A 20,554-nucleotide genomic window follows, 5' to 3' on the forward strand; every position below is an offset into this window, starting at 1 on the left:
CTCGAACGAACTGACAACAATCACTGCCTGCAGACCCCTTGAAACAGGGGGCGAGATCGTCCCGGAATCCGGGGGCGCAATCATCTCGGAACAAGGGGGCGGCTTCATCGGAATCGGCAGTGGCTCACTTCGCGGTGGAAAAACCGGCTCAGTTCCGCGTGGAAACCAACATTCTGGAGGCCGACAGTCCGCTGGCGGAATATCGCAAGATCACCGACGAGATCTTGAACCGCATGCCGGATGAGGACCGCTATGGGAGGCGGCATAGATCTCCTATTAAAATCTTGATGGATGTAGCACCTAGTGCTATATAGACCGATGTCAGAACGAGTGTTGAAAACAGCGTGGTTTGCCAAGGCGGCAAAGAAAGCGCGCATCTCCGACAAGGCTTTGTCGAAGGCAATCGATCAGGTTGCCCTTGGACAGGCCGACGATCTTGGCGGTGGCGTCTTCAAGAAGCGCCTCAACGACAACATGCATCGTTCAATTGTTCTGGCGAAGGCCGGGGAGTTCTGGGTGTTCGCCTATCTCTTCGCCAAGAAGGATCGGGCGAACATCGACGACGACGAGCTTCTAGCGTTCCGGAAACTCGCAGACCTCTACCGTGCCAAGTCGAAAGCCGACCTCGAAGCGGAACTCGAGATTGGCGCCTTACTGGAGATTGATCATGGCGACTAAACGCAAGTTCAAGAGCGATGCGTTCGAGGCAATCCATAGCGCTGTCGAAGGCATGCTTGCGGCTGGGACTATCGACAAGGAAACGATGCGGACCTTCGATGAGGATTGCCTTGTGATCCCGCAGGAACTGTCACCTGGCGAGATCAAGGCGCTCCGCGAGGACAACCATGTCAGCCAGCCGGTCTTTGCCCGTTATCTGAACACGAGCCAGTCGACGGTTCAAAAGTGGGAAACCGGTGCCAAGCGCCCAAGCGGGCCAGCGCTCAAGCTCCTGTCGCTCGTGCAAAAGCACGGGCTGCAGATGCTCGCGTAACTCGATCTCCCCTGCATGGGTAGCATTCGAACGTTGAGAAAGTCCGAATAGACCTATACCGTCCGCATCATTCGAGTTTCCTGGGCTTCCAGATGACAAAGCGCCTTGGCCACCAGAGCGTGCATCAACGAGACGCACAAGGCTGCCGTGTTCGCGCGATTAAACCAAGTCAACTCGTCGACGCAGCCGCATTCGGTTTCTTGCTGGGCTGCGGTTTGATGCGGATTTTGAGCACACCACCTTGAGGATGGTCGATATCGAAGGCGTTCGTTTTTCGCACGAGATCACTCAGTTTGCGGAAACCATAGGTGCGCGGGTCAAAGTCGGAGGCAATATTCGCAAGGTTTGCACCGATGGCGCCGAGCGGAACCCAGCCATCTTCGCTCTCTATCTGCATGATGACTGTCCGGATAATGGGAATAGCGGCTGATGGCGGCTGCAGCGGTATTGCATTGAGTGTTGTTTCCGGCGCGTTACCGGGCGCGCCGGGCAACAGATTTTCTGTGTAGACGAACCGTCGGCATGCCTGACGGAAACTCTCGGGCGTCTTCTGTTCGCCAAACCCGAACACATCGATGCCCTGCTCGCGGATTCGGGCAGCAAGTCTCGTAAAATCGCTATCGGACGACACCAGGCAGAAACCATCGAAACGTCCGCTGTGGAGCAGATCCATGGCATCGATCACAAGCGTGATATCGGATGCGTTTTTGCCCGTCGTATAGGCAAACTGTTGCTGAGGGATGATAGCGTGCTTCGAAAGCACATCAGCCCATCCCTTGGATCGAACGCTGGAGAAGTCACCGTAGATGCGACGAACACTCGCTTCACCTATCCTCGCGATTTCCTCAAAAAGACCATCCGCGATCTTCGCCGACGCGTTATCGGCATCAATGAGAACGGCTAAGCGGGGTGAGCGAGGCTCCGATGGCATGTGTCATCCCTCATCAGACTGTCCTGGACCCGAGGATACAGTAGGTATCTCAATTGCGACCTACCGGCCCTTGGTACCTTCGTCGAGTTCGAGCACAACATGCCCAAATACGCTTTTTGCAATGCCTAAATGCTAGCATTCTACCCGGCTTCTTCCTCCATAGGTTTACGGAGCTCCAAGACGGAATTCAACAACTTGACGTTCACTATCCAGCCTCTCTCAAACCCGACAATGACCGTCAAGGCGTGGCTTGGCGACTACCAATCATGTCGATGAACAGGTCTACCGCCTCTGACATTGCATCCTGGGCCGGCTTCTCGACGCGCCATTCGGTAAAATGACCATCGATCCACATGCGGCACAGACCGTAGATGAAGGCGCGCGCTGAGAGCATCAGCGCGTCCGGGGCGATCGCCGATGCAATCTGTCCATCTGCCTGTCCGCGGGCGATCAGGTCGAGCATGATCAGCCGGATCGCCTCTGTTTCGCCTGTCAGCTTGAGCGAGCCGTGAAAGTCGATCAGCGTGCGCGAGGCGATCACGTTGAAGTGCGTCGGATTGGCGAGCGCCCAGCCGAGATAGCCACGTGCGATGGCGCGAAGCGCTTCCACCGGATCGGCGTCACCAGTCGATGTGAGTTCGGCCTGCACTCGCTCGGTGAGCCGCCCCATCGCCTGTTCGGCCACGGCCGTCATCAAGGCCGTCTTATTGGCGAAATGACGGAAGGGTGCAGCCGGAGAGACCCCGGCCCGCTTGGCTGCCTCGCGCACCGAAACGGCATCGACCCCCTTCTCCTCGATCAGGGCGATCGTAGCGGTGACAAGCTCCTCGACGAGGTTGCCGTGATGATAAGGCGTGCGTGATGTCGATGATTTTGCCATCGCCTTTGATAGCGGCTCCCGCGCTTCGATGTAAGCGGCGTAAACATTCACTTGACAGTTTTCCCAAGATGTATGTAAACACCGCTTACATTGGAGGGAAATCATGCAGCAAACCCTGAGAAACCGATCTACCCGATCTCTCGAAAGCTGGGCGGTGACGGGCTGGCTATGCGCCGCAGTCGCTGTAGCCTGCTTTAGCGTGACGGCATTCGCTACAGATCCGACCGAGGCAGCACGCATGGCGATCCGCTTGACGGCTCGCACATCGCTATTGCTGTTCCTGTTGGCCTTTTGCGCCTCAAGTCTGGATTTTCTCTGGCCGTCAGCAGCAACGCGCTGGATAAAGGCGAACAGGCGGAGCTTTGGACTGGCGTTTGCCTTTTCGCACCTGCTGCATGCAGTTGCGATCGTGGCGCTCTCGCAGTTCAATCCGGTTCTGTTCGACGAGTTGACCGCACCGGCGGCCTTTGTTGCTGGCGGAACGGCCTATTTCGTCATCAACTTGATGACCTTGAGGTCGTTCGACCGCGTCTCGGAAATCGTTGGGGCTAGGATTCGCGGTATCATCCACAGTGGTGGTATCTGGTTTCTTCTGCTGTCTTTCGTCATCAATTTCGGCCGCCGCGCCGTGATGACCCCGGAAATGTACTGGCCCTACATGGCGCTGCTTGCCGCCGCGATTGTTGTCCGGATCGCCGCCCACGTCCTGAGGCGAACGGCGCGAACGTTGGCTTGAACCGTCGTAGTTTAACCCCGAGCCTGGCCAGGTTTACTCCGCCTCCTCACCATCCACATCGGCCAAGAGTTGCTCTTTCTGAACCGCCTGCCGGCTGAGCAGCCCCGCATCCTGCAACGCATCGATATCCGGCAGATCACGCAGCGTCTGCAGGCCGAAGGCCGAAAGGAACTGCTTTGTCGTGACCTAGGTATACGGCGCCCCGGCGTCGGGCTGCGCGGGCCGGAGGCGAGGAAGTTGGCGTTGCGCAGGGTGGCGGTCGTGTCTCGGCTGATCTCCTTGCCGAAGGTCTTTGACAGGTCGCTGCGGGTGATCGGTTGGAAGTAGGCGATGACCATCAGGATCATGGCCTCGAATTCGGGCACCGCAGGTGCCCCTCCCCGTGTCGGGGCCTTTGACGCCCGGATCGCGGATGCGAAAGCCGAACGGCTTCGGTGCTGCCAGCCGCCGGCGACGGCGACGATCTCGTAGAGGCGGGAACGAAGTTCTTTCTGCGGGTCGTCGATCAAGAGGTCGATACTGCAATCCCTACCGACGACGCGCGCGAGCGTCTCGCGGCTGACCGGCTCGGCCGAGGCAAAGATTACGACGTCGACCCGCAGCATCCATCCGCGCCAGCGCAGCTCCGGCGGCAGATCCCCCAGCTCCCGATCCAACAAGCGTTCGCTTGCGTCCATCGTCCGAGACATCCGTGTTTTGCCGGGGCATCCGGTTCCGCCATCGTCACAATCCATAGATCCGAAAGGCGCTGCGGCCGGACAACTCGCGTACCGCATCAAATGCCTCCAGCCGGTCGAACAGCCGGATCGCTGCCCAGCGAGAGAGAGGTGCCGGGCGCCGAGGCAGCCACCGCATCCTCATTTAGCAGGGCCTGGATGACAGCGCCGGCGCCTTTCGTCCGAACCTTTGGCACCGCAGCGCGCAGCGTCTCGGCGCGGCGCGCGATCTCGCCGGCGGTGCGCAGGGCCGCGCCCCTTCCCTCGATGAGGGCAAGGCAGACAGCGCGGGCAAAGGCTGGCTCGCCAGGGCGCACACGGCCCCTGCCACAAGCGTCTTGAAGGCCGGCCCTTAGCGTTCCGCCATCAGCAGCGGCACGGCATAATCCCATTTCAGCTGCGCGGCGATCAGCAGGTCGCCTAGCATCCAGGCGAGCGATTCGGCGTCCGGGCGCGCCGCCTGGATGGACGTGACCAGGTCCGCCGCAGCCAGCGGCGCCGAGCGGCCGGACTGCAGTACATCATTGGCATGGTCGACCGCCGTCGCCATCCAATCGTCCAAGGCCAGCCCCAACAGATCGGCAAGCTCGGCCACCGCTTTCGACGAGAAGGCGGGTTTTCAGGTGGAAAGCCTTTTGGTCGCCAAAAACACCCTTCCAGCCAGGCTGGGATCGCCGCCCGCGGCCGTCAGAAGAACGGCGTCGCGCAGTGCTGCCTCGTCCTCGCTGCGGCCCATCAGTCGGACGGCGACGGCAGCACATTTGAGGGCTGGCACGCGCGCCAGCAGCCGGCACCAGATGGGTGCGGAGCGGACAAGATCGTCCGGCTCGCGGCCGCGCGGCAGGGCCCAGCCGGGCAAGCCGGCCGGGAGTACCGGCGAGGCGACGAGAGGGGTGACGGGCGAATCCATGGCCGCCATCCTATAGTGAGTGTGCGGTTTATGCTATAGATTCATATAATAATCGCACGGCCTGCCTTCTCGTTAAAATGGCGGATAAGATTGCCTTATCGGTCATTCTATCAAATTTAAGGCAGATACGGCAAAATCGGTGTTGAAGCTTCCCTCGCAGCTGCCGATGTTAAACATCGGCTCGCCCATATAACGTTAATCGGCTGACCGGAGAAAGAAGTATTTCTCAAGCCGAGAGCCGAGTGCGGCTCATGCAAAGATCGCCGTTGCGCCAAGGACGAAGGCTATTGCGGTGCCGAGCGCGCATCCGACGACCGTCTTGCTTCTCGCCAGGGCGGCCGTGCAAAGCAGCGTATAATAGGTCAGGTTCAGGCTGGCCCAGAGGGCGATATCCACCGGGGGCCACGGCGTCGTGAAGGCCAAGGTGGCGGGCGGGATCTGGGTTAGCAGGTTGCTCGCCAGGACGCAGAAGGCGACCTCCCGTCGGTGCGCCATGATATGGGCATCAAGCGTGTCCGTCTCCGTGGCCTTCGGGAAAACCTGCGTGGCAGCAAAGTAGTAAAGCAGTGCGACGAGAGTTACGGCGAACGCTACCGGATAGCTGATTTCAGGGAGCTGACGGTATGCCCAGGCATTCATCCAGAACGTAATCAGATCGACGAGAAGAAGGATCCCGAACAAGGGAGCAACGAAACCAAGCTTGCGGGTGTGGCGTTCGTCATAGGCCCGCGAGAAGCCTGATACCACTTCGGCGACCGCAAAGCCGAGCAACAGTCCGTAGAAACCGAACATGAAACCGAAAGCGTCGCTCATTCAATGTTCCCCGGTGGCCTGGAAAAGTCGTGTTGGCGCCCTCTAAGGGCATTCTGAAACAGTTTTGCCATGCTGCTGGGCCGTATGCTTGTCTTGCTACCTGACAAAGAAGCCCCTCCTCCAGGTGCTCCTTACGAGAGCAAGGCAATTCCGTTGAACTGGCCTCCGCTCGGCCACTCTAGAAGCGGGCGCGAAGCCCCATCTGGAACGACATGGTTCTCAACGAGGCACCGGCGGCATTCCTGTAGAGGGTTGCGGTTCCGCTCGCTGTTTCCGTCGAATTCAAGTCCCCCTTCCTGCGAAAAAAGTTCTCGAAATTGCCAGCGATATAGAAGGACGCCGTATCCGTGAGCTGATAATCGACTGCGACATTGAGCATCAGGACCGGCGCCACCTTCATATCACCGAAGAATCGGGTCCCGGTCAGCCAGTGATCATCCTGATCGTTGATGCCTGTCGTCAGGCCACCCTTGATACTACCCGCAAGGGTCAGACGGTCGAAGCGTGTTGAACCGTCGATTCCGACAAAGACTGTCGGGATTTCTTGTTTGTAGGAAATGGCGTTTACGCCTGCGGGAAGGTCGCCAATGTCGTTGCGCAGACCACCGTCGCTGTAGATATACGAACCGCCAAAGGCTTCCCAGCGGACCTCGGTATACTTGAAACCGCCGCCAAGGCTGACATTGGTGCTTTCATCCGCGAAGATATCCCGGCCGATTTCGAGCGTACCGCTGAAATAGTAGTCGAGACGGGTATCAGGGTGAACGGAACGATCACTCCAACCGTTCATGCTCTGGTCAATGGCAAAGCCCGGGACCCAGTCGTAGTCGACCATGTGGCCGTCACCGCCAAAACCAAGGTCTACCCTCCCCTTGACGTGCCAATTTCCCTCAAGTTCAGCCCCGGCAGCTGCCGTATAGACCACCACTCCGTCCGTATCCCAGTCCAGCTGGCTGGCCTTGTCGTTCCCGAGATAGACATATTCACGCGCTTCGATCGACATGAGGCCGACACTCCCGGACAGCCAGAAGGTTCCGTCTGTAGCGCGGGTGATCAGATCGTTGGCTCGTGCACTGGATATGCCGAACACCAGGGCAATCAAGGCGTATTGAAGTGTTTGAATTTTCATCAACGATCCCTCCGGCATGGCCGGTCTACTACTGGCGACAGACGAACTCTTTCTCAACGACTTCGTCTCACGAACCTCAAGAAGACGAAGCAGCGTTGCAGATTTGCACAGGATTTTCGGCGCCACCCTCTCGAACAGAGGCGATACTTGTCATGCTCTCAGCCTTTCATCGGCGGTATTTGCCTTGAGCGCCGCCATGACCATTGGGCCAAGACCGAACTCGCCGCGTGCCGCCTTTTTCGTCAAGTCTCGAAGATAACCCCCGGCAGAGTTGATGTGCTCTGCTCGCTCAAGGATACAGGCCATGGCGATAGCTGCATTTTCCGCCCCCATCACCTGACATGCCGCTTGATAGGCAGATGGGCTGACGCCCAGCATGGAGCGAACGACGACTGCTGCCGCCATCAGATCCCGCCAATGGGCTATCTGGCCGGTCGGGGTGTAGTTGGCCAGTTGGGGGCAGGCCTTTAGCACCAATGCCAAAGGAAACGTCCTCAACGGCTCGGCAGACCGTTGCGGTTTGCGCGCTGTGATTTCGTCCAGCTCTTTTCCAAAGCGTGGTTCAAGTTCATGAGTAGAGTCAGGATCTGAATTCTGTATGTGGCATCCATTATGGATATCATTGGCGTCTATATTTCCTACATTTAGCTGTATTTCCAACCGGTTGACGATTTCCTCGCGAAGTTTTTCCATCTTGTCGAGAACGGCTTGGATCTGTTCATGGCGAGGCGAGCGTGGAAGGCTTGCTACGAGCCCGAGGAAGATGTTCTCCATTGTGGCCCAATCGCCATCGGCCCCCTCCTCCATGGCAGCCGATATGAGCTTGCGGATGTCGCGCCGGCAAAGCGTCAGCGCCTCCCTGGTGCGCTTGAACCGGAGACGTTCTGCGGCGACCCGTTGAGCATAGGCAGCGAGCTCGGCGGTGCGCGCGAGCAGGGGCGCAAGGCTGAAACCGAACGCGGCTTCGATCTCCCCTCCTCTGCCCCTGTGGGCGTAGCGTTTGCCATTTGGGCTGTCCCGGCGCTCGATCAAGCCGGCATTAACGAGCGCGGAAAGATGCCTGCGCAGCGTCGTCCCCGCGATTCCATGGGCACGGATGGATAGCTGGGCGTTTGATGGGAACACCACCAGTCCGCTTCCCTCATTGGAGAGGGTAGAACCCGGATAGAAGCTGAGCAATGCATGGAGCACGGCTAGCGACCGGTCTTGGAGGTCGAAGATATCCTTCGCCTCGCAGACGTCCCGGAAGATTTTCCACTTATCAGCCGTCTTGTTGGGGCTGCATTCGGCTGTCGCAAGCTGGTTTTTCACCAGGGCAAGCGTCATCGACCGCCGCCCGAAAGGCGTCGTCACATGTCCACTCTGCATTTCCTTCACCTTTCTACAGGCAAAAGGAAACCGCTCGCCAAAACGGCGCCAAAAACTCTTGACTGTGATTCGTGGAAATGCGATTCTCAGGATGCTACTACTGAGGAGGGCTTCCACGACGGCAACGTTTGGGGGCCTTTTCCTTTTGTGCTGGTCTCTCCTTTTCGACCGTTTTGGTCTGGTTGCTCCTTCCGCGCCCTCTTACGAAGGGTCGGAAAATTCTCCGTATTCATGCATCAGCGCCGGCATTCGTTTGGCCAACCAATGCGCAAATGCCTTCTCCTTTTTGGGGATCGTGAGCGTCATTCCCGACGCTGCATTCTTCATCCGGCCAAAAACCCGTGCGCCAAGGGTGAAATCGATCGTTTCGTCCGCTTCCACCACATCAGGCGTCACCGGCATGCTGCTTGCAGCACGCATCGCCTGGGCAATTCGCTCTAGGTTGTCCGCCTTGCGGAACTCGGGAGCCCGAACCACCTTCCGTACGGCTTCAAGCCGTCCCGGTTCCTTCAGAAGCTCCGCAAACGCCGTCCATTTTGGACGGCCAACACCCCTTGCCCTGCCGATTGCAAGGATGACATCGTCCGGTACAACGGCTGTAACCCGGAAGAGATGGGATACAGCCGCTTCGGAAAGACCCAAGATTGGGCATATCGCTCGATGCGAGAGACCGGCGCCTTTCAGCTGGACGGCCCACATCGCCTGTTCGATCCAGGTGAGGTTCTCGCGCACGCCATTTTCGAGGGACTGTTCCTCGATCAGCTGGCGATCGGTCAGATCACGCACATAGGCCTTTATCTTGATCGTCTCCGGTCGTTCGGCATCTCCCATGATCGCTTTGATTGCCGCCCATCGACGATATCCGTAGGCCAGCTGATACTGGCCGGGCTTTGTCGGATGTGGCCGGACAAGAACCGGTATCTTCTGACCTTCGCTGGCGATCGATATCTTGAGAGCCTCAAGCGCCTGATCGGCCTCCTCGTCATTGTCGAAGCGATCCTTGAACGGGGACCGCTCAACCTTGTCGGGGTCGAGCGAGATGATGCTGTCCTCGGTCAATTGGGTGAGGACCCGGCCGACATTGGAAATGACGGGCGACGAATGTCGGCGGGATGGCAACATCTTCTCCTGCGCGTCCGACGCCGGTACCGCATCTCCGCGGTTTTCGGCATCGGTCATTCGTTGAAGAATGCTCTTCTTCATGCGCTACGCCCCCATACCTTTTGGACCAGACCGAGGATTTCAAAGTTCACGCGGTCAGCGCTCTCGATGGCGCGCTTGAGCGCCTCGCGACCCACCTCCCCCGCCTCGAGTTCGTACAGTGTTTTCTTGGCAACTGCCGCGCCGGCGATTGCGGTCGATTCCAATGCTTCGGCGACAAGCACGTCGTCCCCGAACAGCCTGCGCATCACGCCGGACATGTATTTCTGTGGCCCGTCGTTGGGGTTCACACGGGTCAGCAGGAAGCGGAAGAAGTCATGCTCGAACCGTGCACCGAACTGCCCGAGAACTTCGGAGAGATCGGAGATCATGATGAGGAACTGGTTGCAGGACGCCACATCGAGCATGGCAGGATGAACGGTGATGATCAGTGAGGTGGCTGCATAGAGGGCCGCAAGCGTTGAATAGCCCAATGATGGCGGCGTATCGAGAATGACGATGTCGTAGCGATTTTCGACATGCGAGAGGGCATTGCTCATGCGCTCGAAAAAGAGGCCAAGATCATCACGGTTCCGCGAGGTCAGGTAGGACGGTGTGTCAAACTCAAAATCCATGAGCTCGAGGTTGCCCGGGACGAGATCGACACCCGGGAAATAGGTCGGGCGGATGACATCGGCCAGCGAACGGCGCTCGTTGTCATATCGAATGGCGGCGTAGGCCGTTTCGTTTTCACCCAGATCAAATTCGGGCTGGATACCGAAGAGTGCGGTCATCGATGCCTGGGGGTCCAGATCGATGCATAGGACCCGATAGCCCTGAAGACCCAGGAAGTGCGCCAAGTGGATCGACGTGGTGGTCTTCGAGCTGCCGCCCTTGAAATTCGCAGTGGCGATGACTTGCAGCTTTTCCCCGTTGCGCCGCTGGGGAAGAAGCTCCTTGGCCTCATCCGGACGAAGTGCGGCGAGAAACGTGCGGAGCTCCTTCACCTGTTCCACGGTGTAGGTCCGCCTGTTGTTTTCGGCTCTTTCCGGCTGGGGCCCCTTTCCTTCGATCGTCAGCTGTCGGAGAGTGCTCTCCGGAACTTTGAGAAGGCGAGCGAGGTCGGTGGTTGAGAATGTCCGCGCGAAGGTCTTTCTTGCCGTTGGAAAATAGGCGGTCTCGCGCATATCATGCAGTTCGGCCGAAAGCTTTGCTGTGTAGCCCTCGATCTTCGATGCGGTATCTCTGACGTTGTGAGAAGCCGAGTGAAGCATTCAATCCTCTTGACGGTTGTGGGCGCTGTGCGGACCCATTTCCGTCACGATAGGCAGAGACTTGCCGATTCTACAAGGCGTTTTTCCCTAACGAGACGTTAGTGTTCCGGCTCGGAGCTCAAGCTTTACAGTTGTAAAGTCCGCCGTGCCGGGCAGAGGACTTTACAATTGTAAAGTTCCAATTTGCCTGATCGCCGCCGGCGTCGGGAATGCGAAGGCTGCGACGGAGAAATGATGCGTGGTGTATTTCATCGACCGTGTCAGTGCGGGTGGTCGGTTGGTGGCGGCTTATTGGCCGTTCGAGTGCTGCTGTCGGTCGCTAGAGGAGCGCCGCGCAGAGCGTGCGGGAAGGGATGCCCGCTCCGTCGCCTGACCCGGATTGATGGAGTGAGATCCGAGTGGGTGCGCTGGCTATAGGGGCCAGGCAACCGTAGCTCAACGCATTCTGTCGCGCCTCCGCCAGGGGTGGTAGCCTAGGTGGAGCCCTGCGGGAGGTCGCGCCCCACGAATATGCGGGGCATTTCCTTCAGTCGATAGCGCGCCCGATGCGTGCGGCGACGCGCCATGGGATGGATCCAGCGCTTGGCGGCAGGAGATGTGGTCCTTGCACATTCAAACGCGCCGACCAGCCGCCTCGAGATCATTCCCCGAGGGCGGTCCGGTGGAGTTAGGCTATGGCGCATTTGAGAATGCCGGCGATCGTCGGCTCCAAGAGCCGGCTTGTGGCCCAGTTTTTCGCGGACTACTGCGCCGCCAGCGTCTCAAAGGCGACCTTCATTCGTTCGCCGGCCTTCGCGGGAAGCTTGACCGATTTTGCGGTGTCGAGATTGGCGGATCCGTCGCCCACGCGAATGAGGGCGACCATGCCCATGCTGTAGTGCGGCGAGCACTTGATGCCGTAGTAGCCGGGCTCGGCGACCGTCAGTACATACTCTTCGTTGACTTTGCTCCTGAAGGGTTTGACGCCTTCGGGAAGCATGCCTTTGATACCTTCGACATTGTGGCTCTTGTCGGAGGGGATGAAGCGAACCGTGTCGCCTGGTTCTGCAGCGATGGCGGCAGGCTCGAAAACCATGGCGCCACTTTCGCCCTTGTTCAGCATCTTGACTGCATGCTCTGCGGCTTGGGCTGCGCCGCCTGCAAGAACCATCAGGGCCGTCATGGCCAAAAGTCTCGTCATTACATCCTCCTCCAGATCGGATGGAGGGATGTCCCATGGTGTGGGTAGTGTCGCAATGCGACCTTGGTGCCGGATCAGCCGGCAAGCACGAAGGCTTCCAGCGCATCGGCGGCAATCGGCTTGTACATGATCTCAATACCGGCAGCTTCTGCTGCCAGCCGCGTTTGCGGCTTGCGATCGGCCGTCAGGATGCGGGTAGGGCGCGCACCATGTTGGGCGTGCAAAGCCTCTACCGTCTCGATGCCGGTAAGCGCGCCATCGAGTTGCTGGTCGATGAGGTAGAGGTCGGGCACGATGCCGATTTCGTCGAGCAGCGAAAGCGCCTCCTCGCCACTGGCCGCCTCCAGCACGCTGACCCCGCGCCGTTCCAGGAGCAGGGCAATGGCCCTGCGCAAACCCACGTCGTTTTCAACGAGAAGTGCGATCCGGTCGCTGTTGTCGCCGGGTTCTTCCGGTATGACAGGCGTTGCTTCGCGGTAGATGGGGTTGGCCCGGGATGCCATGCGGGCGAGATCGACGGAAAAACAGGTGCCGCGACCGGGTGTGGAGCGCAGATCAAGGCGGTGGCCGAGAAGAGCGCAAGCCCTCTCTACGATGGCGAGGCCAAGCCCCATGCCTTCGGAGGCTGAGGCTGATCCCTGAACCCTGTGGAATTCACGAAAGATCGCCTGCTGCTGGTCCGCCGCGATGCCCGGTCCCGTATCGTGGACCTCGACACGCACATGACCGTTCACACGACGCGGGCCAACGAGGATGCGGCCGCTCGCGGTGTACCGTATCGCATTGCTGATCAGATTCTGCAGGATGCGGCGTAGATACGTCGGGTCGCTCGAAACCGTAAGACCACAAGGCAGGATATCGAGCCTCAGTCCCTTGCGGGCCGCGATCGGGGCGAATTCGTCTGTAAGCTGCCGGAGGAGCAGGGAGAGGGGAACCGGCCCTATATCGACCGCCGTCCCGCCAGCCTCCAGCCGGGAGATATCGAGCAGGGCGCCCAGAATACCCTCTACGCTGACGAGGGCGTTGTGCGCTTTTTCGAGTGTCCCACGCATCGGGGTCGCTTCCGCGTCATCCCTTGCGGCGGCAACGAAAAGCTTCGCGGCGGAAAGCGGCTGCAGGAGGTCATGGCTTGCCGCGGCGACGAAGCGCACGCGGGCTGAGTTGGCACGCTCGGCTTCGGCAAGGGCGGCCGCAAGGTCGCCGGTGCGCGCTGCCACGCGCGCTTCCAACGAGTTGTTGGCGCGGATCATGGCGTGGATGGCGAGCCGCTCGCGCGTGACATCGGCAAAGGACATGACAAAGCCGCGCCCCGGCACTTCCTGCGCGAAGACATCGAGGATGATGCCGGAGGCATGGGTGATCTCAAAGGATAGAGGCCCGCGCGGTAGCCGGCCATCGATCCACTGACGCAAGGTGTCACCGGAAAAACCATCGCCAAGGGTGATGGCGTCGGCGATGTAGTCTGCCAGCAGCTCGAAGGGTATTCCTCGCCGTAGGAGGCGTGGCGGAATGTCGAACAGCTGCGCGACCCGGCTGTTCCATCCCACCAGTCGGCGGTTGGCGTCGAAAATGCCGACGCCCTGATTTATGTGCTCCAGCGTGGCCCGGATCATACGGGCCTGGTCATCGAGCAGCTTGCCACGTTCGGAGCGCTCCATGCGGATCAGGTCAGTAATGTCGGTCTGGAGAATGACAGTGCCGCCATCGGCTGTTCGTTGCTCGCTGACCTGAAGCCAGCGGTCACCACTAAGCCCGACATTGAAGACCTGCCGTGCCCGGTGCAGGCGCATGCGCTCGGCTACCCAGGATTTGGGGGTCACGCCGCGGGGGAGGGCGAGGTATGTGGAGCGGCTGGCGGTTTCCACATAGTCGGCAAAGGTAATGCCGGGAGCAAGTTTCTCGTGAATGTCCACGAGGTCTCGACAGAAGCGGGAATTGCAGAGCACGAGCACTTCAGCCGGATCGAAGAGCGCAAACCCTTCCTCGATGGCCTCGATCGCCTGGGACAGGTCACGGCGCGCGCGCTCCGTGGCGCTGTTGGCCTCGTTGAGCAATTTCAGCGTCGCTTCGAGATCCCGCGTACGTTGACGAACCCTTTCTTCGAGCATGGCCGCACGCCGGAACTGCTCGAAGGCGGCGCCACGGTCGCCGGTATTCTGCTCGACATGGCGCATCAGCGCGTCAGCGATGACAAGCATTTTCTCGAGGTTGCGGCTATCGCCATCGGCCGGATCAAACAGGCCGTTGGAAATCCGGGTGCTCATGAGCCACCTTCCGAAACGACGGTACCGGGTGGGTAGAAGGCGAAGCCGGTCATCGTATGGTTTATGTGCATGGGGCCGATCTGCTCACCGTAGGTGGAAAAGCCAATGACGCCGTGCTGGCGCAGAAGTTCGGAGACAGGACCTGTCATCTGCCGCTCCTGTGCCTCGATGCGCCGCAGAATGCAGTCGAAGGCGAGAACTGCGACGGGATCGGCCGGATCCTTCAACGCCTGCAGCTCTGTTGAAAGATGCCCTACCAGATCGTGCGGCTCGGCGATGGTAAGCACCATGCCCTCGTCGATCGCTGAGAAGAACAGCAGCTCGCCGGATGGCAGTACCCGCTGAATGGCGCGGACGTGGTGACGGTCTCCCATCCGCACGGTCAGCGGATGAATGGCGAAGGTGAGGGTGTTGACGCTCTCCGGCTCCATGCCGATCAGGCGGGCATATTCCCGTACCGCCGGCTCGCCATTGATACACCGCACGATGCGGGCTGCGGGATTTGCCTCGGTTACGACCATCCGTCGCTCCGTCGGCTTGATGTGATCCATCTTGAACGGGCGCAACGGACAGTCGCCACGGATCACCGAGATGACCGCAGCATTGGAGAGAAGCCGCTCTCCCTCAAAGACGAGCGTTTCCCGGAAATGGACGCCGTCTCCCGCCGAACCGCCGATCAAAGGCATCGCACCCGTAGCGGCGGCGAGTGCGGAGGCGAGTTCGTCTTCGCGCGCTGAAAGCCCGTCGACGAGGAGGAGGGCGAACTCTTGCGCCAAATGGCCGTGATCGCGGGCAAGGGTCTGGCGGATGTGTAGCAGAGTATCGGACAGCGTGTCGGCGGCAAGCGCGGAGAGGTTCTGGATCAAAAATGTTTCGGCAGCGAAATGATTTGCGCGAAACCCGACTGCGACAATGCTCTCCTCCTCATAGCCCGCCCCGGAAATTTCTCCGGCCGTGGTGCAGCCGGCGATCCTGGCACCCGGCCAAGCTCTGAAGCTCTCCGAAACGACGGCCGCGACATCGGCTTCGGGTGAAACAAAGAGCAGGACAAGCGCAAACGGGCCGGGGCCAAGACCCGCAGCCAGGCGCGCAACCGGACAGCTCTCATGCGCCGATACGAGCGCACGGGTAACGAAGTGTTCATCCACGGGCGATGGCCTCCTCCGCCGTTCCCCCGTCTCTATCTTAAGCATCCGCCGCGGGGCCGCGCCAGCGGGGAATGAAGCCGTTAGCCGATGGTCTTAGTATCCGCCAGAAAATCCCGACGAATTGGCCGATCGACACGTTCACGCACCGTCATGCCGGAAGTCCCGCACTGGCCTTCCAAAATCACCTTCAGGTGTCAGTAACCATGATTGCAAAGCTTGCTTCCTGCGCGAACAGCACCGCCTGCATGCGTGTCTGCACACCGAGCTTGCGCATGATGGCGGTGACATGCGCTTTCACCGTCGTCTCGGCGATGGAAAGCTCGTAGGCGATCTGCTTGTTCATGCGGCCAGCACAGACAAGCTGCAGGATGCGGGCCTGCTGGCGCGTCAGCAATGCAAGCCGCTTGACCGCCTCTTCCGAGGGGCTCGGTACGGATCCTTCCAGTGCCAGACGGCTTGCGTGGATCTCCCCGCGTGCGATGACGGCGAAGGCTTCGCGGAATTCTTCGCGCGAAGCATGTTTTGGCACGAAGGCATTGATGCCGGCCTTCAGGGCCGCCCGCACGATACGAACCTCATCGAGCGACGAGACGACGACGATCGGCGTCTCCGGCGCTGCTTGGCGCAGGCGCACCACGCCATCGAGGCCGTTGACGTCGGGCAGGTTGAGATCGAGCACGACAACGTCCGGCGACGGCCCGCTGGCAAGCCGCGTCAGCGCCGCTTCAAGCGTACCGACGGCTTCGACATCCGGAATGCCCACCGGTCCCGTCAGCGTCATCGACAATGCATCGCAGAACAACGGATGATCGTCGACAATCAGCGCCGACCGCAGCATGCGAAGAGGTTTTTCCGGCACTAGAACTGGTATCATGCGAAATTCCCGATAGGGCTGGCGGTAGCTTAGCATCAAATTCGTCCGTCTTCATCGGCCTTTCGGCCAGCGCCAAAGCAACAAAGCCGGGCGTTTCCGCCCGGCTCTTCATCTCAGTCCAGCGAGGCCAGTTGTTTTGGCAGACGGAAGGTCCAGACTGTACCGCCCTGGTTGAGGTAGTTGACCTTCTTCGCGACCTCTCCGCCCCACAGCGGAACGGCGCCGCCCCAACCCGAAATCACGGACACATACTGCTCGCCGTCCTGCTCCCAGGTCACTGGTTGGCCGACGATGCCTGAGCCCGTCTGGAACTTCCACAATTCCTCGCCGGTCTCGTTGTTGAGCGCGACGAAGTCGCCTTCCGGAGTACCGAAGAACACGAGGCCGCCGGCCGTTGCCATCGCGCCACCCCATAGCGGAGCACTGTTCTTGTATTCCCACTTGATTTCGCCGGTGCTCGGGTCGATTGCCTTGAGGCTGCCGATATGGTCCTCGAAGAGCGGTTTGATGGTAAAACCGGCACCGAGGTAAGCCGCGCCCTTCTTGTAGCTGATGGGCTCATTCCAGATGTCCATGCCCCATTCGTTGGAAGGCACGTAGAACAGGCCCGTCTTCGGGCTGTAGGCCATTGGCATCCAGTTCTTGCCGCCGAGGAACGAGGGCACGGCAAAAACCTGCTGGCCTTTCGCGCCGTCAGCGGCCGCGGCCGCATCGCCCGGACGGTTGTCCTCGTTGTAGATCGGCCTGCCGGTCTCATCGATACCCTTGGCCCAAGTGATGTTCTTCACGAAGGGATGGGCGGCGACGAATTTCCCGTCCTCGCGGTTCAGCACGTAGAAGAAGCCGTTACGGTCTGCAGTGGCGAAGCGCTTGTTCCCGTCCTTGTCGACGAAAGGAACGACCTCGTTCACGCCGTCGAAATCCCAGCCTTCGCGGGGTGTCGTCTGGAAGTGCCACTTGATCTCGCCGTTTTCGGGGTCGATACCGAGGCGCGAGGCGGCATAAAGGTTGTCGCCCTTGTTGCCTTCCACAGGCTTGCCAGCATTGCGCAGATGGCTGTTCCACGGAGCCGGATTGCCCGCGCCGAAGATCAGCGTCTTGGTGTCCTCGTCATAGGAACCGCCAAGCCAGGTCGCTCCCCCGCCCGTCTTCCACAGGTCGCCCGGCCAGGTCGCGTTGAGCGTCCCGGTCATCGTGCTTTCCTTGCCCTTGAAGGTTCCCATATGCCCTTCGATGACGGGACGGGTCCAGACGAGTTCGCCGGTCTCGGCATTGCGCGCCTGCACCTCGCCGACGACGCCGAACTCGCCGCCCGAATTGCCCGTCACGACGAGACCGTTCACGATCAGCGGGGCGGCGGTGTAGCTGTAGCCTTCCTTGTAGTCTGCAATCTTCTTGTTCCAGACCACGTCGCCTGTCTTGCGGTTCAGCGCGACGATGCGCGCGTCGAGCGTGCCGAAATAGATGTTGTCACCGAAGATCGCCGCGCCACGGTTGACCACGTCGCAGCAGGGGAGGATACCCTCGGGCAAGCGCGCGTCATACTGCCAGACTTCCTTGCCTGTCTTGATGTCGATGGCATAGAGTCGGCTGTAGGAGCCGGTAATGTACATCATGCCGTCATAGATGATCGGCTGGCTTTCCTGGCCGCGTTGCTTCTCACCGCCAAGCGAGAAGGCCCAGGCCGGCACGAGATTCTTGACGTTCTTGGTGTTCAGCGTCTCCATCGGCGAAAACCGTTGCAGGCCGCGGCCCATGCCGTTGGTCAAGACGTCGCCGACGGTTTCGGCGTCCTTGGCAAGATCGTCCTCGGTCACGCCGGCATAAGCGGCGCTCGAACAGGCGATGGCCGCAATCGCGGCCAATACGAGTTTCCTCATGGCATCCTCCCACTCCATGCCCGCAGCAGGACGCGGGCTCCACGAGGGGGATCATCGGTGCTGTTCGGGAAGGGTTGAATTGGACCTTGGTCGTAAAATGCCCGTTGCGGCGGGTTTCCGGCATCTTCGCCCCCCGTCAATAGGTCGTATATCGAGCGATAGGGCAGGGGGGTAGCATCTCGGGACCAAGGGGAGGAGAGCCTATGACGATCCTGAAATCGCTTGCCGGCGCGGTTGCGGCCGCGCTCCTGTCATTTACGCCGGCACTCGCCGAGACGCCCGTCGTGCGCGCCGCGCTGCAGCTTTCGGGCACGGTGAACTGGGAAGCCGACACGATCCGTCACTACGGCTTCGACAAGGCAAATGGCTTTGCCCTCGATGTGAGTGATGTTGCCGGTGCGCCGGCGGCGCAAATCGCGCTCGTCGCCGGCGAAGTGGACATGATCGTTTCCGACTGGCTCTGGGTGGCGCGCGAGCGCGCTGCCGGTCGCGATCTTGTCTTCATCCCCTATTCGCGCGCCGTCGGCGCCCTTATGGTCGCGGCCGACAGTCCGGCCAAAACGCTTGCGGATCTCAAAGGCCAGAAGATCGGTGTTGCGGGAAGCCCCATCGACAAGAGCTGGCTGATCCTGCGCGCCTATGCGCAGAAAGTGGAGGGCTTCGATATTTCCGGGACGACCGAGCAGATCTTTGGCGCTCCACCACTCGTCTACAAGGCAGCGCTCGACGGCGAAGTACAGGGTGCGCTGAATTTCTGGAATTTCGGCGCCCGCATGCAGGCGGCGGGCATGCGTCCGCTGATGACCGTCGATAAGGCAGCCGAGGCGCTCGGCCTCGACCCGCAAACACCGCTTGTGGGCTATGTGGTACGCGGTGAACTGTTGAAGGCCAATCCGGGTCTTGGTGGAGCGATCGCCGCGGCCTCACATGCCGCCAAGACAAAGCTGGCGTCCGATCCGGCTGCCTGGGCGCGTATCCGCCCGATGATGAAGGCGGCGAACGATGCCGAATTCGAGGCGCTGAAGGCGGGCTTCCTTGCTGGTTCGCCGAAGGCGGGTGCCGTTGACGAAAAGGCTGCCGCCCGCATGCTTGCCCTCATGACTGAGCTCGGCGGCGCCGACCTCGTGGGCGACCTGAAAGAACTGCCCGATGGCGTTTTCCATCATCCCGGCAGCTGAGCCGGTCCTGCGGCTCGATCTGGAGAAAGGCGGGCCGGGCCGTGTGCTTGGCCCGATGGCGCTTTCGCTCGTGCCGGGTGAAACCGTCGCGCTGACCGGCCCCTCAGGCGCCGGCAAGACGTCGCTGCTGCGCATCGTTGCCGGGCTCGACAGGCGTTTCGAAGGACGACTGGAAGCAACGGAACGCGTCGCGATGGTCTTCCAGGAGCCGGTTCTCCTGCCCTGGCGCACGGCTCTGCAGAACCTCACCATCGTCGCGCGTGTCAGCGAAATCGAGGCACGACACTGGATGGAGGAGGTTGGGCTAGCAGGGCTTGGCGGGCGCTTTCCGGGCATGCTTTCACTGGGCCAGCAGCGGCGCCTCTCGCTGGCACGGGCCTTCGCTTGCAGACCGGATCTCCTGCTGATGGATGAGCCGTTCGTCAGCCTCGACCCGGTGCTGGCCGATGAAATGATGAGCCTGTTCGAGCGACTGATTACCGCGCGGCCCTGTGCGACGCTGCTCGTCACCCATGTCCGGGCCGAGGCTCAGCGGCTTGCCGGCCGCATCCTTCGCTTGGAGGGCCGGCCGGCACGGCTTGTCGAGGAGGATCAGAAAGCCGGGGCGTATTTCCAGTTGTCGGCGTCGGGCGTCACGACGTCGAGGTCATAGCCGACCCCCTTGAGGCGCCTTGCTGACGGAAGGCCGCTGTCGGCCGCCTCGTCGATGTAACGGCGACCGAGTGCCTTGTTTTCGACGACGCCGCGCCCGCGCATCAGGTCGAGTCCATAGTTGAACTTGCCGACAGGATCGCCTGCTTCGGCTGCACGGCGGTCCCATTCGGCAGCGGCATCGGGGTTTTCAGGACCGCCGAGGCCATTGTCATCGAGCTGCGACATCCAGGTCATTGCTCCAGTCCAGCCGGCCTCGGCACAGCGCTCGAAGAGTTCGCGCGCCATCTCATGCCGGCCGGACTTGGTGATGTAATAGCCGGTCGCGCAGATTGTCATGCTGGTGCGCCCCTCGGCGATATCCTTCATGACGCGGTTCAGCGTCAGTTCCTCCGGATTGAGCGTGCCGCCGGCACCGGCATCCGCCTGCGACAGGGTCGTGTTGGCAGAAAGGAACAACAGGCTCGCGGTAACGATGACAAGACGCATGG

Annotated in this window: 18 protein-coding genes and 3 pseudogenes; 5 read left to right on the forward strand and 16 right to left on the reverse strand. The window is 60.5% G+C overall.

The window, feature by feature from the left end:
- Window positions 1–318 precede the first annotated feature (318 nt).
- Together P9A16_RS29770 and P9A16_RS29775 are read left to right on the forward strand one after the other, a co-directional pair.
- Entirely contained in the window at window positions 319–678 is a 360-nt protein-coding gene (locus P9A16_RS29770) for a type II toxin-antitoxin system RelE/ParE family toxin (protein WP_272790514.1), read from the forward strand.
- Entirely contained in the window at window positions 668–991 is a 324-nt protein-coding gene (locus tag P9A16_RS29775) for a helix-turn-helix domain-containing protein (protein WP_024270705.1), read from the forward strand. The genes P9A16_RS29770 and P9A16_RS29775 overlap by 11 nt, the downstream gene beginning before the upstream one ends.
- Window positions 992–1,160: 169 nt before the next feature.
- Here P9A16_RS29775 and P9A16_RS29780 read toward each other — a convergent pair whose 3' ends face one another.
- Both P9A16_RS29780 and P9A16_RS29785 read right to left on the reverse strand, forming a co-directional pair.
- Window positions 1,161–1,922 (reverse strand): NYN domain-containing protein, encoded by a 762-nt coding sequence (locus P9A16_RS29780; RefSeq protein ID WP_130519322.1) that lies wholly within the window; start codon window positions 1,920–1,922, stop codon window positions 1,161–1,163.
- Between the two features lie 238 nt (window positions 1,923–2,160).
- Entirely contained in the window at window positions 2,161–2,907 is a 747-nt protein-coding gene (locus P9A16_RS29785) for a TetR/AcrR family transcriptional regulator (protein WP_278026276.1), read from the reverse strand.
- On the opposite strand from P9A16_RS29785, the gene P9A16_RS29790 reads away from it, so the two are divergent.
- Window positions 2,906–3,538, forward strand: a complete 633-nt coding sequence (locus tag P9A16_RS29790; protein ID WP_278026277.1) for a hypothetical protein — start codon at window positions 2,906–2,908, stop codon at window positions 3,536–3,538. The genes P9A16_RS29785 and P9A16_RS29790 overlap by 2 nt on opposite strands.
- Window positions 3,539–3,571: 33 nt before the next feature.
- Here the strand turns inward: P9A16_RS29790 and scpB are convergent.
- The 13 genes and pseudogenes from scpB to P9A16_RS29855 all read right to left on the reverse strand — a co-directional run bounded on the left by scpB (window position 3,572) and on the right by P9A16_RS29855 (window position 18,234).
- Window positions 3,572–4,227, reverse strand: a pseudogene (gene scpB, locus P9A16_RS29795) (SMC-Scp complex subunit ScpB).
- A 34-nt stretch (window positions 4,228–4,261) separates the two neighbouring features.
- Window positions 4,262–4,646 (reverse strand): annotated as a pseudogene (locus tag P9A16_RS29800) (DUF1403 family protein).
- Window positions 4,607–5,173, reverse strand: a pseudogene (locus P9A16_RS29805) (DUF1403 family protein). Before P9A16_RS29805 ends, P9A16_RS29800 begins: the two co-directional pseudogenes overlap by 40 nt.
- A 240-nt stretch (window positions 5,174–5,413) precedes the next feature.
- Window positions 5,414–5,977 carry a hypothetical protein gene (locus P9A16_RS29810; RefSeq protein ID WP_024270710.1) on the reverse strand — a complete coding sequence of 188 codons (564 nt, stop codon included), beginning with the start codon at window positions 5,975–5,977 and terminating at the stop codon, window positions 5,414–5,416.
- A 178-nt stretch (window positions 5,978–6,155) separates the two neighbouring features.
- Complete coding sequence (locus tag P9A16_RS29815) at window positions 6,156–7,106, reverse strand: omptin family outer membrane protease (protein ID WP_023517549.1); 951 nt, start codon at window positions 7,104–7,106, stop codon at window positions 6,156–6,158.
- Between the two features lie 150 nt (window positions 7,107–7,256).
- Window positions 7,257–8,474: a plasmid replication protein RepC gene (gene repC / locus P9A16_RS29820; RefSeq protein WP_037407691.1), complete on the reverse strand. Its 1,218-nt coding sequence runs from the start codon at window positions 8,472–8,474 to the stop codon at window positions 7,257–7,259.
- A gap of 201 nt (window positions 8,475–8,675) precedes the next feature.
- A complete protein-coding gene (gene repB / locus P9A16_RS29825) occupies window positions 8,676–9,677 on the reverse strand; it encodes a plasmid partitioning protein RepB (RefSeq protein WP_024270712.1) in 1,002 nt (333 codons plus the stop codon).
- Window positions 9,674–10,888 carry a plasmid partitioning protein RepA gene (gene repA, locus P9A16_RS29830; RefSeq protein WP_024270713.1) on the reverse strand — a complete coding sequence of 405 codons (1,215 nt, stop codon included), beginning with the start codon at window positions 10,886–10,888 and terminating at the stop codon, window positions 9,674–9,676. Before repA ends, repB begins: the two co-directional genes overlap by 4 nt.
- A 742-nt stretch (window positions 10,889–11,630) precedes the next feature.
- On the reverse strand, window positions 11,631–12,068 hold the full coding sequence (locus P9A16_RS29835) for a pseudoazurin (protein ID WP_024270714.1): 438 nt from the start codon (window positions 12,066–12,068) through the stop codon (window positions 11,631–11,633).
- A gap of 74 nt (window positions 12,069–12,142) precedes the next feature.
- Complete coding sequence (locus tag P9A16_RS29840) at window positions 12,143–14,332, reverse strand: hybrid sensor histidine kinase/response regulator (RefSeq protein WP_023512050.1); 2,190 nt, start codon at window positions 14,330–14,332, stop codon at window positions 12,143–12,145.
- Window positions 14,329–15,480, reverse strand: a complete 1,152-nt coding sequence (locus P9A16_RS29845; RefSeq protein ID WP_023512049.1) for an FIST N-terminal domain-containing protein — start codon at window positions 15,478–15,480, stop codon at window positions 14,329–14,331. The genes P9A16_RS29840 and P9A16_RS29845 overlap by 4 nt, the downstream gene beginning before the upstream one ends.
- Before the next feature lie 187 nt (window positions 15,481–15,667).
- The gene (locus tag P9A16_RS29850) at window positions 15,668–16,354 is read right to left on the reverse strand and encodes a response regulator (protein WP_037407719.1); all 687 of its coding nucleotides are present in this window, start codon (window positions 16,352–16,354) and stop codon (window positions 15,668–15,670) included.
- Window positions 16,355–16,467: 113 nt separating this feature from the next.
- Complete coding sequence (locus P9A16_RS29855) at window positions 16,468–18,234, reverse strand: PQQ-dependent methanol/ethanol family dehydrogenase (RefSeq protein WP_024270716.1); 1,767 nt, start codon at window positions 18,232–18,234, stop codon at window positions 16,468–16,470.
- Between the two features lie 203 nt (window positions 18,235–18,437).
- Here P9A16_RS29855 and P9A16_RS29860 point away from each other — a divergent pair, with 203 nt between their 5' ends.
- Entirely contained in the window at window positions 18,438–19,412 is a 975-nt protein-coding gene (locus P9A16_RS29860) for an ABC transporter substrate-binding protein (RefSeq protein WP_023512731.1), read from the forward strand.
- Complete coding sequence (locus tag P9A16_RS29865) at window positions 19,384–20,064, forward strand: ABC transporter ATP-binding protein (protein WP_023512730.1); 681 nt, start codon at window positions 19,384–19,386, stop codon at window positions 20,062–20,064. The genes P9A16_RS29860 and P9A16_RS29865 overlap by 29 nt, the downstream gene beginning before the upstream one ends.
- Here P9A16_RS29865 and P9A16_RS29870 read toward each other — a convergent pair.
- The gene (locus P9A16_RS29870) at window positions 20,004–20,552 is read right to left on the reverse strand and encodes a tetratricopeptide repeat protein (RefSeq protein ID WP_023512729.1); all 549 of its coding nucleotides are present in this window, start codon (window positions 20,550–20,552) and stop codon (window positions 20,004–20,006) included. The genes P9A16_RS29865 and P9A16_RS29870 overlap by 61 nt on opposite strands.
- Window positions 20,553–20,554 lie beyond the last annotated feature (2 nt).

Source organism: Shinella sp. 838 (assembly GCF_029623935.1).
In the GTDB taxonomy this organism is placed as follows: Bacteria; Pseudomonadota; Alphaproteobacteria; order Rhizobiales; family Rhizobiaceae; genus Shinella.

What these genes read in the sequence shown, in the direction of transcription:
- P9A16_RS29770 (WP_272790514.1), top strand. Translation starts at nt 319, where the DNA reads ATGTCAGAACGAGTGTTGAAAACAGCGTGGTTTGCCAAGGCGGCAAAG.
- P9A16_RS29775 (WP_024270705.1), top strand. Translation starts at nt 668, where the DNA reads ATGGCGACTAAACGCAAGTTCAAGAGCGATGCGTTCGAGGCAATCCAT.
- P9A16_RS29780 (WP_130519322.1), bottom strand. Translation starts at nt 1,922, where the DNA reads ATGCCATCGGAGCCTCGCTCACCCCGCTTAGCCGTTCTCATTGATGCC.
- P9A16_RS29790 (WP_278026277.1), top strand. Translation starts at nt 2,906, where the DNA reads ATGCAGCAAACCCTGAGAAACCGATCTACCCGATCTCTCGAAAGCTGG.
- P9A16_RS29785 (WP_278026276.1), bottom strand. Translation starts at nt 2,907, where the DNA reads ATGATTTCCCTCCAATGTAAGCGGTGTTTACATACATCTTGGGAAAAC.
- P9A16_RS29810 (WP_024270710.1), bottom strand. Translation starts at nt 5,977, where the DNA reads ATGAGCGACGCTTTCGGTTTCATGTTCGGTTTCTACGGACTGTTGCTC.
- P9A16_RS29815 (WP_023517549.1), bottom strand. Translation starts at nt 7,106, where the DNA reads ATGAAAATTCAAACACTTCAATACGCCTTGATTGCCCTGGTGTTCGGC.
- repC (WP_037407691.1), bottom strand. Translation starts at nt 8,474, where the DNA reads ATGCAGAGTGGACATGTGACGACGCCTTTCGGGCGGCGGTCGATGACG.
- repB (WP_024270712.1), bottom strand. Translation starts at nt 9,677, where the DNA reads ATGAAGAAGAGCATTCTTCAACGAATGACCGATGCCGAAAACCGCGGA.
- repA (WP_024270713.1), bottom strand. Translation starts at nt 10,888, where the DNA reads ATGCTTCACTCGGCTTCTCACAACGTCAGAGATACCGCATCGAAGATC.
- P9A16_RS29835 (WP_024270714.1), bottom strand. Translation starts at nt 12,068, where the DNA reads ATGACGAGACTTTTGGCCATGACGGCCCTGATGGTTCTTGCAGGCGGC.
- P9A16_RS29840 (WP_023512050.1), bottom strand. Translation starts at nt 14,332, where the DNA reads ATGAGCACCCGGATTTCCAACGGCCTGTTTGATCCGGCCGATGGCGAT.
- P9A16_RS29850 (WP_037407719.1), bottom strand. Translation starts at nt 16,354, where the DNA reads ATGATACCAGTTCTAGTGCCGGAAAAACCTCTTCGCATGCTGCGGTCG.
- P9A16_RS29855 (WP_024270716.1), bottom strand. Translation starts at nt 18,234, where the DNA reads ATGAGGAAACTCGTATTGGCCGCGATTGCGGCCATCGCCTGTTCGAGC.
- P9A16_RS29860 (WP_023512731.1), top strand. Translation starts at nt 18,438, where the DNA reads ATGACGATCCTGAAATCGCTTGCCGGCGCGGTTGCGGCCGCGCTCCTG.
- P9A16_RS29865 (WP_023512730.1), top strand. Translation starts at nt 19,384, where the DNA reads ATGGCGTTTTCCATCATCCCGGCAGCTGAGCCGGTCCTGCGGCTCGAT.
- P9A16_RS29870 (WP_023512729.1), bottom strand. Translation starts at nt 20,552, where the DNA reads ATGCGTCTTGTCATCGTTACCGCGAGCCTGTTGTTCCTTTCTGCCAAC.